The sequence below is a fragment of the Pseudomonas juntendi genome, assembly GCF_009932375.1.
Classification (GTDB): domain Bacteria; phylum Pseudomonadota; class Gammaproteobacteria; order Pseudomonadales; family Pseudomonadaceae; genus Aquipseudomonas; species Aquipseudomonas juntendi.
Genome location: NZ_BLJG01000037.1, coordinates 1 through 13,768, shown reverse-complemented (window position 1 = coordinate 13,768; position 13,768 = coordinate 1). Strand labels below are relative to the sequence as shown.

10 protein-coding genes and 2 pseudogenes are annotated in these 13,768 nt (G+C 59.1%); 7 read left to right on the top strand and 5 right to left on the bottom strand.

Annotated features, from left to right (window positions below; all coding sequences use genetic code 11):
- Nucleotides 1-26: 26 nt before the first annotated feature.
- Complete coding sequence (locus GYA94_RS05030) at nt 27-1,115, bottom strand: hypothetical protein (protein ID WP_161891906.1); 1,089 nt, start codon at nt 1,113-1,115, stop codon at nt 27-29.
- A 192-nt stretch (nt 1,116-1,307) separates the two neighbouring features.
- Here GYA94_RS05030 and GYA94_RS05025 point away from each other — a divergent pair, with 192 nt between their 5' ends.
- Entirely contained in the window at nt 1,308-1,514 is a 207-nt protein-coding gene (locus GYA94_RS05025) for an RNA polymerase sigma factor sigma-70 region 4 domain-containing protein (protein WP_057010985.1), read from the top strand.
- Between the two features lie 85 nt (nt 1,515-1,599).
- On the opposite strand, the gene GYA94_RS05020 is transcribed toward GYA94_RS05025, so the two are convergent.
- Genes GYA94_RS05020 through GYA94_RS05010 form a run of 3 tightly spaced genes read right to left on the bottom strand, consistent with a single transcriptional unit; the run spans nt 1,600 to nt 8,790 of the window.
- Nucleotides 1,600-2,622, bottom strand: a complete 1,023-nt coding sequence (locus tag GYA94_RS05020) for a hypothetical protein (protein WP_161891905.1) — start codon at nt 2,620-2,622, stop codon at nt 1,600-1,602.
- Nucleotides 2,619-3,641 carry a hypothetical protein gene (locus GYA94_RS05015; RefSeq protein ID WP_161891904.1) on the bottom strand — a complete coding sequence of 341 codons (1,023 nt, stop codon included), beginning with the start codon at nt 3,639-3,641 and terminating at the stop codon, nt 2,619-2,621. Before GYA94_RS05015 ends, GYA94_RS05020 begins: the two co-directional genes overlap by 4 nt.
- Nucleotides 3,634-8,790 carry an AAA domain-containing protein gene (locus tag GYA94_RS05010; RefSeq protein ID WP_161891903.1) on the bottom strand — a complete coding sequence of 1,719 codons (5,157 nt, stop codon included), beginning with the start codon at nt 8,788-8,790 and terminating at the stop codon, nt 3,634-3,636. The genes GYA94_RS05015 and GYA94_RS05010 overlap by 8 nt, the downstream gene beginning before the upstream one ends.
- 237 nt (nt 8,791-9,027) lie before the next feature.
- Here GYA94_RS05010 and GYA94_RS05005 point away from each other — a divergent pair, with 237 nt between their 5' ends.
- From GYA94_RS05005 to GYA94_RS28110, 4 genes and pseudogenes are all read left to right on the top strand, one after another.
- Entirely contained in the window at nt 9,028-9,345 is a 318-nt protein-coding gene (locus GYA94_RS05005; RefSeq protein WP_161891902.1) for a type II toxin-antitoxin system PrlF family antitoxin, read from the top strand.
- On the top strand, nt 9,345-9,806 hold the full coding sequence (locus tag GYA94_RS05000) for a type II toxin-antitoxin system YhaV family toxin (protein WP_161891901.1): 462 nt from the start codon (nt 9,345-9,347) through the stop codon (nt 9,804-9,806). Before GYA94_RS05005 ends, GYA94_RS05000 begins: the two co-directional genes overlap by 1 nt.
- A gap of 492 nt (nt 9,807-10,298) precedes the next feature.
- Nucleotides 10,299-10,484: pseudogene (locus GYA94_RS28530) on the top strand (type II toxin-antitoxin system PrlF family antitoxin); the annotation flags it as partial.
- Nucleotides 10,484-10,606, top strand: a pseudogene (locus GYA94_RS28110) (toxin YhaV); the annotation flags it as partial. The pseudogenes GYA94_RS28530 and GYA94_RS28110, both read left to right, overlap by 1 nt.
- Before the next feature lie 2 nt (nt 10,607-10,608).
- Here GYA94_RS28110 and GYA94_RS04985 read toward each other — a convergent pair.
- Nucleotides 10,609-11,058 (bottom strand): winged helix-turn-helix transcriptional regulator, encoded by a 450-nt coding sequence (locus tag GYA94_RS04985; RefSeq protein WP_161891900.1) that lies wholly within the window; start codon nt 11,056-11,058, stop codon nt 10,609-10,611.
- Nucleotides 11,059-11,156: 98 nt separating this feature from the next.
- Here GYA94_RS04985 and GYA94_RS04980 point away from each other — a divergent pair, with 98 nt between their 5' ends.
- Nucleotides 11,157-12,098 carry an aromatic alcohol reductase gene (locus GYA94_RS04980; RefSeq protein ID WP_161891899.1) on the top strand — a complete coding sequence of 314 codons (942 nt, stop codon included), beginning with the start codon at nt 11,157-11,159 and terminating at the stop codon, nt 12,096-12,098.
- A 174-nt stretch (nt 12,099-12,272) separates the two neighbouring features.
- Nucleotides 12,273-13,616 carry a chloride channel protein gene (locus GYA94_RS04975; protein ID WP_161891898.1) on the top strand — a complete coding sequence of 448 codons (1,344 nt, stop codon included), beginning with the start codon at nt 12,273-12,275 and terminating at the stop codon, nt 13,614-13,616.
- Nucleotides 13,617-13,768 lie beyond the last annotated feature (152 nt).

Below are 13,768 nucleotides of genomic sequence, written 5' to 3'. Positions count from 1 at the left end.
GTGACCGGGTTCCGGCGACGGAACCCTCAATCTCCAAAGCGTTGAAAAATCCAAGGCAATTGCTCGGGTTGGTAGCCGTTGATCTTTTCTCCCACCGAGATAAGCGCATTGTTGACGCTGCGTGGAGTAGTGCCCATTCCAGGTAGTTTTTCCGCCGTAACTCGACAGGCTTGGGCTTTGCTGAGCCCCTGGTCATAGTGAAGATCCCAGGCGAATAGCCCTCGAATCAACGGCGCAACGCTGGTGAGTGTCTTGAACAATTTATGCGCCTGTACAGGCTCGAATAAGTCGACAAAATCCGTGGCCGGCGACGGTTCGTCCAGCAAGCGTTGCAATCTGGCGTAATCGCCTTTTTCCATGGCCTGGGCTAAACGCCGCGCACGAATCATTCCTCTGCCGGAATAGGCGGCGTTCACGATTTCCCTTCTGGATGGCGCTGGAGTTTCGGAGTCAAACACCACAATTACACTATCGGTGACCCGTTTACCGTTGATGGTCACTTCATCCACGTCAGTGGTGAAGCTCCTGACACTGCGATTGGAAATGGGGATTGGAGACTGCCCGGGGCGATTATAGAACGTATGGACCTCAATCATCCGTGGCGGCTCATGGTCCTCGTCCATTCGGGCCTGTATGCCATGGTGCGAGAACTTTCCGCTGGTGATCCCCAGCTCTGCGCGCCCGGCAGAAGAATTGACGAACACCCACCACTGCCACATGTCTTCAAGGTCGTTCTCCACGGCTAGGTCGGCAAGCCGGAAGCCCTGAGTGAACTGCAACCTTGACCACACTTCATCAATCTGGCTTTCGAAGCGATTCATCGTGTCGCGCAACAACTGAGCCTGGTGTTCGTCATCAGCCTTATCAGCCGGGTCGTACTGCCACTGAAACGCGTCCAAAAGGATCGCAGCCCCCCTTACGCCTTCGACGGGCTCATCCATCATTTTGCCGGGGGTATCGATGGCCTGGGCTATTTGATCATGCAATTGAACGAGCATCCGGTGTGCATCCCCGGTTACCAAGCGCTCTTTGCGTTTTGCGAGCTCAATCCAGAACAGTTTGTCCCACCTGTCCTTTGTCTCGACTTCGTCATCCGTGTATTCGTCTGTTCGCATAAATCACACCATGCTGGGTGCTACCCAGGTTGGGATGGCCGATAAGTAACAGAGTGACTAACCTGCAACCAGCTAGCTCACTCAGGCTCCAAATTCGGGGCTTACAAGGGGTTTGCATACAGAAGGAGCGGACCAAGCCACGCCTTCTTCCTCACACCATCAACATGACGCGAGTCGAATACAGAGGTCCCTATGTTTGGTTTTTTCTCAGGCATCCAGAAAGAAATAAATCGCGGCTTTTACGGCCAGCTTGCCCGGCGTGATCAGGACGCTTTCTTGCAACATCTCTATGACAAAGGCTACTCAGTCCCAGAGATCAGCAAAGAAATGGCGGTCACTGCACCCAACATTTACAACCGCATCACCGCGCATCGGGGGCGCGGCCCACAAACCAATTGAGCCTGCCTGGCCGACTAGGTGAAACCACGGGCTTGCGCCTCGAAAGCAAGCCTGTATCCCGCGCGCTTGCGCGTTAACGCCTCAATCAGGCACGGCAAATGACTGGGCGCAGCCAAGCATCGCGGTTTCTGGTGCGCAACCACAGGTGCACCTGCGCGTGATCGGCGTGTTGTGGTTCTGCATCAACGGCAATCAGGCAGTTTCCAGCATCAATCGATTTACCCATCAAAATATCGCGCTTGATCAGGACCGTGTCGCCATCGCCCAGTAATTCGTAGCAACCGTCGAGGGTCGACACGAACCACTGGCACTGGAACCGGGTGATGCCCAAAGGCTCACCGGGTACTTGCGCGATAGTGCGGGTCACGTCACCCGCAACGCTGACCACCGAACCGCCCGCCGCAATGGCCCACAATTCCCCTCGCGGACCTTCTAGACCGGCAATCATATTGATGAACGCGCCGGCCTCCGTCGGCCAGGGTCCATCCATTCGCAGCCAGGTCCCGTCCACCGACCGACGCAGGATCAGGCCCGCATACCCCAGCGCGTATATCGCGTCTTGGGTCTGGACAATGTTGTTGACACCACCCAGCGTTCCGACAACGTGATCGTCGTATTCAAGACGAGCACCATCGCCCGACGTCCAACGATACAACCGGCGGCTGAACGTACCGATCAATAAGCCATCGCTCGCCCAACACAGGCATTCAACAAGCTCGATCTTCTGGCCATCCGGGGCCAGATAACCGAGCGTGCGGGAGTACCACCCATCGCGCGCGTTGAGCTGTGGATGGGGCGCAACCTGCCGCCATCCAGGCACTTGCCCAAGGTCGGTGTTGGTGACCAGCTCATCTTCGCTGGTAATCGCCCAGACTTGGCCGTCGCTATCACTGACGATGGCCTGAATGGCATCAGGCACCCAAACCTGTGGCTGCAGGCGCAAATGTTCGCCGTCCAATTCACCCCTGATAATCCAGGACGATGTATGACCGCTTTCGTCCGACACGTGCACGGCAAACCAGGGAACCCCGGCGGCCATTGTCAGATCGGCGAGCTGGTAGCGCTGGACGCCATGGGCGAGTGTTGATTCGTTTATGTTGTCGCTCATGTCACAGGTACCGGTTTTTGGGTCACCGTAGAAGGTAGGTCGTAGAACAAAGGCAACTCCCTGTCCATGGGCCAGCCGGCCGCCGTATAGAACTCACGCGCCTCAATCAGGAGCACCATGGCGACAGCGCGGCCGACGCTTTTCCGTTCATTCCACGTCATGAACCCCGCCTGCGCCAAGGCAAAGCCTTTAACGTTGAAACGTTTGAATTCATCCGAGTTGGCAAGGCCACTGTTCCTGACGGCCACATCCACACCCAGATCCGCAGTGGTATAGACGTGGGTCATCCACTCAAGCACATGCTCCAGGTACTCGCCGGTCGTTGGATTTTTCGCGGGCAGTGTCTGATCGCCACGCAGCAGTTTACGTGTGTGTTTCTGGGCGTCTGTGACAAATTTATGTTGCGATCCTCGGTTCTGCGAATCCTGCATGAACGTCGCGTAGCTCTGGTCAAGGCTGAAAGACTGCCCCCTGTGCAGTGACCCTCGCAGCGCCTTGTCGGGGATCAAGTGATCGGCATCGTAGCCTCGGTAAATACTCAACACCTTAGCGTTGGCCGCGGACTTGACCTGGGAAATGATTTTGTAGCCGCCCGCCAAGGTGGGCATGCGCAGCAGTTCACGCATCGCTTGCTTGGTGCTGGCATCGAGCGCGTCGGTGCGCCAGTCGAGCCCATTGATTTTATTGGCCAACGCTACCGTGGCCTCGATTTCCGCACGCAGCACGTCTGCCTGTAGCGGGTAGGCCGCTTCAATGACGCTGGGCCGCAGGTCCGATACGCTGTACGCCGGGTTGGACAGGATTCTGGAAATCACCTCGCGCGCTTCACGCTCACTCAGTGTGTGCCCGTCAGTGCGCGGGTAGGTAATGCCCGCGACGTCGAATGAGTCAACGAACGTGTGCTGTTGCGCTTGGTGCGCAGCGACGAACGCAGCCTGGGCAACCGCGTCCGAGGGGTCGCGCAATGCGGCCTCATAGGCGTTTCGCATCAGGGTCATGGCGGCAAAACTGCTATTCATCGGCAATGCCCTCCGCGCGCGCGTTCGACGCATTGCCCCGTACCAGATCATCGATGTGCTTGCCGAATGTCGATGGCCGTCCGTATCCACGCGCTTGCATCCACGCCAATAAATGATCGACGGTTGGCTCAAGCAGCGAGCGGGTGCGTATGCCGTGGTCTTGCACCAACACTTGCAAGCGAGGGCTGTGCGCATCGAGCACTGCCTCTATCTCTGCCGACGCCCAATTGCGCGTGTGCGGATGCAGGCCATCGGGGTCCAGCGCAAACCAACCGGAGTAGCTGCCCGGCTTGCCTGTTATCACCTCTACACCAATTTCAACCTGCCGGACAGCCGGTTTACCCGGCCACGTCAGGGGGTAAATCCGGCGTACCGTCTGAAACTGCCCATCGCGCAGGGAAGAGGCCAACATCAGTTTGGACATCAGGTCGTAGAGTTGCCGCTGCCTCGGGGTAAGCGCGGCCATCTTGGGGCTGTCGGCCGCCAGGCCGATGTCCAGAGGTACCAGTGCGCCGTGGGCACCGCTGCGGCCGCCGTCCGACACCGGATGTGCTTGATCGCCAGGCGCGGGATCATCATCGTGTTGCTCGGCCTCAGCCTGTGAAGGTGAACCGGCAGGCGCGCCCCACGTATTCAGCTCGACGGCGGGCTGCTGGGAAAACAGCGCGACCTCAGCGCCTTGCGCATCGACCGTTGGTGCATGGGGGCCCGCAATCGGCTGCGCGCCGCACTGATCATCAAACTCCGCCGCCCACGTGTGCACGAACGCGCGGTAGTCCGCCTCCCCGGCATCCGGCAAATGGGACAGGTGAGTCAGCGCATCGTCGAAGGCCATCAACAACGCATTGGCGCTGATCGTGTTCAGCCACGGGTTGTTCAGCACCTTATCTGCCTGGCGCCGTCCGGACTCGGTAAGGAACAGGCGCCCCTGAGCATCCAATGCAGCCCAACCCTTGTCGTTCGGTGCTGGCTCTAGCTCGTCCTGCCCCTCGCGCATCTCATACAGTTTTTGCAACGTGCCCATGGTGCTCGACGGCATCCAGCCAAATCGCCTGAACGCCTCTTGCAAGACCAGGTTAGTGCCCAAGTTTTGAGCAGGTGCCAGCAGCAAGTCCTCATGCTCGAGCAGGCAAGGTGTCGGTGAAACCACCGCGTCGATCAGTTGGTCGATCAAGGTGTGAGCGCTCTCTGTTCGGTCACTGCCCCACACGCGCCAGGCATCGCTGCCGCGCCGCACCATCAAGCGAGCCGGCACGAGGGTATCGTTCACTTTCAGGTTTATCGCGACGCCCAGCCGTTTACCGGGTAACCCCAGGGAGTCGCCGTGGCCCGCCAGTACCCTGAGCAAGGGCCCCTTGACCCGTCCGCCCCCGACAATACCGTGACGCATGTAGACCGAGCCGATGAGGTTATCCAGCACCCGCTGGGCAATGGCTCCATATGCCAAGCCCATATTCAAGGCTTGGCAAGCGCTGGCGGCTCGTTCGTCGGCGGTGGCGCCCAAGACCTGCACGCACCGGCCCTCCGCAAACGATCGGGCCATTTCGGGGGCGGTCAATGCATGAAACCTTACCCGACGCACCCGCTGGATATGCATGAACCACGGCGCGTCCTTGAGTACCTGGATCATGTGCCAGGCGATCGCTTCGCCTTGGGCATCATCGTCCGTCCCCAACACCAGCTCAGTGCATTGCAGTAAACGGCTACCGGTGTTGCGTAGCGACGTAGCGAGGTCGCTGCCCTCGCGCTCGCTCAATTGCCAGTGCGGTTTGAGCCCATCACGCCAATTGATCGCACCGGGGCCTGGAAGGTCACGAATATGCCCGCCACAGCCAAACACCTGAGTACCACCGGCTACCAGTTCTTGAATGATTTTCGCCTTGTGCAACGATTCGACAACCATCAGTGTGGCGGGACCAAGCTTGCACGCAGGCACCCGCGGGGCGCAGGTGAGCCGCTCACGCTCTGGCTCACGCACACCGGCCAGGCATCGCCCCACCACCGCAGAAGGCAAATCGTTGTTCGGGTCCATTGCCTGCTGGGAAAAAAACAGGTCCGAATGGCCAAACAAAATGAAGCTTTTCTGCGCACGACTGATCGCCACGTTGAGCAGGCGCCCATCGTCACGGTCGATAAAAACCCGCTCACGATGATTGGTGTCGGTACGACGGCTGGCGCGGCTTTCCCTATTCACGGCACTGAACAGCACCACAGGTTTCTCCGCTCCTTGAAGGGTATGAACCGTGCCGATGGTCAAGCGCTCACTCAGGTCAGCGTCACCAGGGTCGAGTTCTTCGCGCACCCGACGCTTTATCGCTTCGACCTGGCCTCGAAATGGCGTGACGACCGCGACAAGTTTTTCCAACCCTATCGGCTGCTCCGGGTGGCCTTCGACCCTGGCGGCCCACTTCGCCAGGCGCGGGCCGTGCTCTTTGAGCCAGTCCACGATGGCCTTGGCTTCTCCAGGGTTGGACCATGAGTCGCCTTTGCAGGGCTCATCGTTCGGGCCACCGGTCTGATAGAAACCAAGCGGCGGTAGCGGGAACGTTGCCTTCATGCGTTTGCGCAACTGCATTTCAGCTGCGCCCTCGAGCAAGGGCAACTCGGCATCCGCGAACAGCCCAGCCTGCGGGTTGGGCACTTTGGGTTCCAACTCTTTGCTGAGCAACACGCCCTCGGCGTCGCGGTCGTGATCGTGGTACAGCAAATCGATACACACATTGATGATCGACTCCGCGCAGCGGTAGTGCTCCCGCAAGAGCAAGCCGTCCCGTAGCCGTCCATCCGGCATGGCCTCGGCAAAGGATGCCCCAGTTGCGGCAAGCTTCATGATTGAACCCGTGGCGGAATCCGCGCCACGCACGAGCAAGGCGCCCAAAGACGACGGATCGGCCCAACGGTCCTGCACCTGGCGCGCATCGACCTCGGGTGTTATCGAAGACACGGGTGAGAGCTGCTTCAGATCGCCGACCACCACGGCTTTTTTAGCCAAGCTAAGCACCGGCACACCCAGCTCCGGCGCCGCTTGCCCCGCCTCATCGATAATCAGCAAATCCAGGAACGCGAACAGCGGCCTGCGGCCCTCTCCCAGTAACCGTGGGGCGCTATGCAAGGTGGCGACAATGCACGGGAACAGCATGGCTGCGCGCCTGAGTGCGTTCTTGCGGCTTCCAGGCTCGGGGGTTGCGATCACACTGGAAAGCCAACGCGCCTCCCAGTAACGCGCGGCCAACTGGAAAATAATCGGCCGCCACACCACGTCCAGCAATTTCTGCTGCTGCGCCTGGCGCGCCTCAGAGGTTGCGGCCACACGCAAATCCGCGAGGATGTCGATGGCCCAGGAAGATGCCCATGCCTCACTGGGAAAGCGCGCAGCCAGCTCACCGGGTTCGATCGACGCGTCGATATCAGCCTGGCGCTCGATTGCCGAGGCCAACCCACTGCGCAATACCTGGGTGAGCGTGTTCAAGTGCTCGCAGAGGGTCGGCGCCGTGGGCGTTGTCGAAGCACTCTTCTGCACGAGACGGATACAACGCGTGGCATCACTGACTTGGTGTTTTTGCTCAACGCTAAACAACGAATTGAATAGCTCTGGCAGTTCGCGGAAGGCATCTTCAAAGTGCCGCGCTAACGCAAGGGCTGCCGCAACCCCGTCTTCGTTCGATTGCTTGAGGCTGGAGGACCCGACGCCCAAGGTGTGCAACTGCTTTTGCCGAATCTCAAGCGTGGTGAACTTGCTGCGATGGGTTTTCCCCTTGGCCTTGGATGGTGCGCTGGCAGTGAAGCCCAATAGTGGCTTGCCCGTAGGGTCCAACCAACGACGTGCCAGGGCATGCTTCCTGCCTACGGCACCATTGAACGTGCCCATCACATTCTCGACACTCTGGTTGGTCGCCCCGCAGACAAACGTGACGGGGCAATATTCACGGTCATCGTAAGCCGCCAACACCCATTGGTTGGCGATCATCGCACGCAGCATGGCCGTCTTCCCGGTGCCCGGCGGCCCACTGACCGCTACTACCCCGACCTGCTCACCCAACCGGCCGAGGGCGTGCAATGCGCGGCGCTGCGACTCGTTCAACGGGTCTGCGCCGCGATTGACGTCTGGGTTGTCGAGGTGTGTGGCCTTATCGACCATTGCCACGTGCCGGATTGTCACCTGTGGCGCTGCCCTGCCGCCTGCCTGGACAGCCGAACGGTGTCGTCCGGCGCCTATGAGCTGCTCCAATGCGCCGATGGACGGCGCATTGGGGATCGCTTCATACACGTTAGCGAGCGCACGTGTTGCATAGCCAGGCTGTCGCGGCACCGCAACCCATTGCCCCGTGATCGGCGCCATTCCCGTCTCAACCCCATCCGCTTGGACGCGGGCGAACAAGGCAAAACAGGCTTCGACATAACCGCTCAAATTGGCGCTTTGGCTCAACGTCGCGAGAAATAGCTTGAGCTCGTCGCGATAGCAATCGAAGTGGCCAATGGCCGGCGGCAAGTCGTTGGCCGCCATCAATGGCTGTGGTTCAAGCCATTGGCGAACCACACGCGGCCGGCAATCGTTGGGGTCGCGTGGCAGGCATATTTGGTTTTTGTCGTTCAGGTCGAAAGGAAACCAGAACGCGATATTCAGCCGGTCGGGCTTGAGGCGTTTTTTTTTCGCGCCCGGCGCAGGCTTTTTATCCGGGTCGGGCCACGTGACCTGGACCTCATCGTTTGATGAAGTGGTTTGATGAAACACCAGCGCCATGGGAATGCGCGGATCGTCATCCAGCTCGTCCGCCTCCTGCTCGCCCTCTGCGTCGTCCTCTGACGCCTCAAGCGCCTGCGCTTGCTGTTTACGCCGGGCCTCTGCGGCACGCTCGGTGAGAATGCCCAGCGCCAGCGCCGGGCGCGTGCCGAAACCAAGATTGAAGTCGGGCCAGGCCAGTCTCGCGTAATTTTTCAACGGAATGCGAACATCGGTGGCTTGCAGGCCACCCAAGTCATCGGCAATCAGCGCTCTGTGCCAGTAGTCCAGCACATTCGCGGGCAAACTCGCGACGAGTCCTGCCTGAGGGTCCACCTCCAGCGGGCGCAGAACCTGTTCCTTGGAAACCGGTACAGCAGCAAAACCCTTGCGCAACCGCTTGCTCAAGTCCATGAGACGCCTAAACATTTATTACACCATATAAATCCGAACGGCATACGAAGAATGGCTCGTAGCGGTCAACAATGATGGCCCATTGCTTTGATCGCCGCAATTCAAGCCGGGTACGATCTCCCTGGAAGTGGTGTAACTCATCCTACGGCGCTATTGAGCGTCCTCCCCACCTATGCATGATCAGCAGAAACCAAGATTGACCACGTAAGGATTATTCCTTACCATTCAATCAACACGTCCAGGAGAACACTCATGCCTGCCATCCACGAAATCGCCACGTTGACCTCGAAGGGGCAGGTCACAGTGCCCAAGTCCGTTCGCCAGCTTTTGGGCCTCGACACGGGTGGCAAGATCGCATTCGACGTACGCGCGGGGGAAGTCGTGGTAAGCCGGGTAGAAACTATCCATGAAGACCCTGCCATCGGTGCATTCCTAGGTTTGTTGGAAGCTGATATCCGAAGCGGACGCAACCTCATCCCCCTGCCGGAAGACTTGGCGCAAACCATGCTCGCCAACGCAAACCACTGCGTAAACCTGGACGAAGAGATCGACGGTGAGGTCGCGATCTGATGGTGCGACACGGCTGGACACTGTTGTTCCATGAAGGTGTGACTTTACAGCTACGAAAATTGCAAGAAGCCGCCGCCCGAGCCGAGCAGAACGACCCGCAAGGTTTTGAAAGCAACGCCAACGTGAAGCTGTTTCGGGCATTGAGTCATCTCATCATGGAGGCTGTGCCTGCCGACCCGGGCCGGGATGAATTTCGCCAAGGCAACACGCTGGGCACCGCCTACCGACATTGGCGGCGAGCAAAGATCGGCAGGCGCTTTCGGCTGTTCTTTCGCTACGACTCAAGATCCAAGGTCATTGTCTATGCATGGGTCAACGACGAAAATACCCTACGGTCCGCAGGCAGCAAATCCGATCCATACGCCGTATTCGAGAAGATGCTGGGCCGCGGCAACCCTCCTGATGACTGGGATGCGCTAACTGCTGCTACGCGTAGCGACTGGGACGGGCCCAAAGCATAAGTTGCGCGACTGAGTAAGGGGTTGCACGTTCGATACAAACCCCACCCCTCGGTGCGTCCACTGTAATCCACTCGTAGCTCCTGCCAAAAGGGGTACATCTAAGGGTACAAAACCAATTCCCCATTCATAACCATTTGATTTATATGAATGGCCAAATGTTTTTTGGGGATCCAGACAGTCTTTAGGGGCGATGAATCCGGTTAATGGCTGAGCTTCAATACAAGAATCGACACATCGCTTGCACAGTTCTCACTACCTGGGCGATCACACAGCCCTAGGGGTTGCGCTGTCGCGCAGAGATCCCAATTCGTAAGCGCCTCTCGGGCTGTATGGGAGCGGGCGTGTCGAGGCGTCCAACCTCCGCGAATAATCCCACGCGGTGGCTGGCACCGGCTACGCCGGTATTCGCGGCGGTTCGACGCCTCGACATGCCCGCTCCCACAAGCCCCCGCTAAATCAATAAGTTGTGGGTTGTTATGTGAGAGGCGCCGAATCAGCCGCGTAGAGACCACCCATGAAGACCCTGCCATCAGTGCATTCCTGGGTTTGCTGGAGGCTGATATCCGAAGCGGACCCAACCTCACCACCCTACAGGAAGACTTGGCGCAAACCATGCTCGCCAACGCAAACCACTCCGTAAACCTGGAGGAAGATATCGACGGTGAGGTCGCGCTCTGATGGTGCGACATAGCTGGACACTGTTATTGCATGACGGTGTGACTCTACAGCTACGCAAATTGCAAGAAGCCGCCGCCCGGGCCGAGCAGAACGACCCGCAAGGTTTTGAGAGCAACCCTAACGATTATTCCGGATCAAAGCGTGCCGGGGTGGGGATTTGCCAGGCGGGCTTTCTGTCATCTTGAGTGTCGAAAGCGCGACGCGCCGCGCGGAATTCCTCAGCGTTTTCGACAACCCACATCCAAACTGGGGACATCCGTACCAACAGTTCCATCCCCAGCGGCGTCAGCTCATATTCGACGCGCGGCGGAATGTCCCCGAACTCCCGTCGAAGCAGTAATCCATCCCGTTGCATGGCGCGTAGCGTTTTGGTCAGCATTCGCTGGGTCACCCCGGTCATCTGCCTTTTTATCTCGACGTGGCGCATCGAGCCGTACACACCCAAGGCATGCAGGATGCCCAATGACCATCGGCTACCTGCGTGAGCGAGGACTTCCCGCCTGACGCCATCATCCTCTTCTCGGAGCGTTTGGCAGATAGCTTCTGCCTGGCTCAGAGCATCCTGATTAGCCATTTATTCCTCCCAGGTATCACGCGTGTGCCTTCTTACGAGTACGGCTTGGCCATGCCAGCATTCGCTCATGGTACAGGCCTTACACCTCAGGAGAAATCATGATCGAAACAACCCCGCTATCCCCTCAATCCATTCTGGTTCTCGGCGCCGGTGAACTGGGTCTCCCGGTGTTGCGCAATCTCGCGCGAGTGGCCAAACGCGCACCCGGCTCCCAAATTAGCGTTCTTCTCCGGGGCTCGACCATCAACACCCAGGTGCCGGAGAAAAAGGCCGAAATCGACGAGCTTCGGGGGCTGGGCATTCAGATGGTCACTGCGGATCTGGTGAACGACTCAATTGAACACCTAGCAGGCGTGTTCGCCGGGTTCGATACCGTCATAGGCTGTGCCGGCATGGTCGCGGGTCGGGAAACCCCCATGAAGTTGGCAACAGCAGCGCTGAGGTCGGGCGTGAAGCGCTACTTCCCGTGGCAGTTTGGTGTGGATTTCGAAGTGATCGGTCGGGGCAGCCCCCAGGATCTTTTCGATGCTCAACTCGACGTACGCGAGGCGCTTCGCGCGCAAGATAAAACTGAATGGGTAATTATCTCGACGGGCATGTTCACCAGCTTCCTTTTCGAGCCCGTGTTTGAAGTCGTCGATTTCGACAATGACACCGTTAACGCTCTCGGCGGTCTCGAAAACAGCGTGACGCTGACTACCCCAGACGACATCGGCGCTCTCACGGCGGAAATCGTCTTCTTCGAACCTCGCTTGCGCAACGAGATTGTCTATCTTGCAGGCGACACGGTTTCGTATGGGCAAGTCGCGCACATCCTCGAGCACGCGCTGGGTCGTCCTTTCAAAACCAACGTGTGGACTGTCCCGCACCTGATGGACGAATTGAGAAAAGACCCTACAAATCACATCAAAAAGTACCGTGCTGTATTCGCTCAAGGCAGAGGGGTGGCTTGGCCAAAAGCGGGAACCTTCAACGAACAGCAGGGGATTCCAGTAACCACCGCAGAGCAGTGGGCTCGGGCGAATCTTGCGAGCAAGTGAGCGCGACGACAGAAGCTGGCTTGCGAGAAACGCCTCGGCTCGACAGGGGATGCTGAACGACGAAAAGCCCAAGGCTATCCACACAGCACATCCGATCCCTGCGCCGTATTTGAGTAGGCCAGCCTGCGAAAACACGCCATACTCACGGCTTTACAACTCAGCCATGTGTGGGCAATGTCCGAACCCAGCCGTCCAGTCCCTTCCCTCTTTCGTCATTCACGCTGGCGAGAATGGCGTCAGCGGCTGGCGTTCTGGATCGGGGCGCTACTGGTAGGGCTGGTTGCACTGGCTTTTGCTTGGCTGGCCGACGAGGCCTTCGCTTCGTTCAAGCGCTTGGTGGTCCGGGCGCCCTGGGCTCCCCTGCTGCTAACCCCAGTAGGTTTCGCCCTGCTGGCCTATCTGACGCAACGCTGGTTTGAGAATGCCAAAGGCAGTGGTATTCCCCAAGTCATCGCTGCCCTGGAAATATCCTCTCGACGGCTGCGAGCCCGGTTACTCTCGCTCCCTGTGGCTGCCGCACGCATGAGCCTGACTTTGGGCGCGCTGCTGGTCGGAGGCTCGGTTGGCCGCGAAGGCCCCACCGTGCACATCGGCGCGGCTGTGCTCTATACCTTTGGCCGGCGCCTGGGCCTGCATGGCCGACGAACAATCGCAGGCCTGGTGCTCGCCGGCGGCGCAGCAGGTATCGCAGCGGCCTTCAATACCCCATTGGCAGGCATTGTGTTTGCCATCGAGGAATTGAGCCGCACGTTCGAGCAACGATTTAGCGGGCTGGTGCTCACTGCGGTACTGATCGGCGGCGCCGTCACCCTCGGCTTGATGGGGCATTACGCCTATTTTGGCGAAATCAGCGGTCGTGTGCCGACGGGCTGGGGCTGGAGCGTCGTACCGGCTTGTGCAGTGCTGGGTGGGCTGCTGGGTGGCTTTTACGCCAAGCTTGTGCTGCCAACCGACAAGGGATTGCTAGGCCGCCTATGTGCGGCACGCGGGCGTTACCCCGTGCGTTTCGCTGCGTTCTGTGGGCTGTTGCTGGCCACTTTGGGGCTCGTGTCTGGCAATCATGTATTTGGCACTGGGTACGAAGAAACACGCGCTTTGCTTGAAGGCCAGCCCATCACGGACTCAAGCTTTCTGCTGTGGAAGTTCTTGGCCAATGTCGTTTCCTACCTCTCCGGTATTCCTGGCGGTCTGTTTTCGCCCTCGCTCAGCATAGGTGCGGCATTTGCGCCCGTGTTGGGTTTGATCCCCAGTGTCGACCCGCAAGCATGCGCACTGCTCGGCATGGGTGCCTACCTGGCGGGTGTCACGCGCTCACCACTCACTGCCTCGGTCATCGTGCTTGAACTAACGCACAGCCCGGACCTGGCCATTCCCATGCTGGCAGCGACACTGATGGCCGCCGCCATCTCTGGCTGGGTATCGCCCGTCTCGCTCTATCATGCTCTGGCCAGGCAGATCATCGACAAGCTGCAGGTTCCGGCGCCGGCCGTTTCCAAACCTGGCGCTCGCGAGCAGTGAATCATCCTGCTTTTCCCGCCTGATGACACGCGCCTGGGACTCGAGCATCCGGGCCGAAAAATTGGTGTTGGCCAAGGTCCTGACCAGCGGATGCACCCAAGGGCATGTGCGTACCGTCGCGCATTGTGCCGACAGTGTTCGCCTGGAGCATC

What these genes read in the sequence shown, in the direction of transcription:
- GYA94_RS04985 (WP_161891900.1), bottom strand. Translation starts at nt 11,058, where the DNA reads ATGGCTAATCAGGATGCTCTGAGCCAGGCAGAAGCTATCTGCCAAACG.
- GYA94_RS05015 (WP_161891904.1), bottom strand. Translation starts at nt 3,641, where the DNA reads ATGAATAGCAGTTTTGCCGCCATGACCCTGATGCGAAACGCCTATGAG.
- GYA94_RS05030 (WP_161891906.1), bottom strand. Translation starts at nt 1,115, where the DNA reads ATGCGAACAGACGAATACACGGATGACGAAGTCGAGACAAAGGACAGG.
- GYA94_RS04975 (WP_161891898.1), top strand. Translation starts at nt 12,273, where the DNA reads ATGTCCGAACCCAGCCGTCCAGTCCCTTCCCTCTTTCGTCATTCACGC.
- GYA94_RS05000 (WP_161891901.1), top strand. Translation starts at nt 9,345, where the DNA reads ATGGTGCGACACGGCTGGACACTGTTGTTCCATGAAGGTGTGACTTTA.
- GYA94_RS05005 (WP_161891902.1), top strand. Translation starts at nt 9,028, where the DNA reads ATGCCTGCCATCCACGAAATCGCCACGTTGACCTCGAAGGGGCAGGTC.
- GYA94_RS05010 (WP_161891903.1), bottom strand. Translation starts at nt 8,790, where the DNA reads ATGTTTAGGCGTCTCATGGACTTGAGCAAGCGGTTGCGCAAGGGTTTT.
- GYA94_RS05020 (WP_161891905.1), bottom strand. Translation starts at nt 2,622, where the DNA reads ATGAGCGACAACATAAACGAATCAACACTCGCCCATGGCGTCCAGCGC.
- GYA94_RS04980 (WP_161891899.1), top strand. Translation starts at nt 11,157, where the DNA reads ATGATCGAAACAACCCCGCTATCCCCTCAATCCATTCTGGTTCTCGGC.
- GYA94_RS05025 (WP_057010985.1), top strand. Translation starts at nt 1,308, where the DNA reads ATGTTTGGTTTTTTCTCAGGCATCCAGAAAGAAATAAATCGCGGCTTT.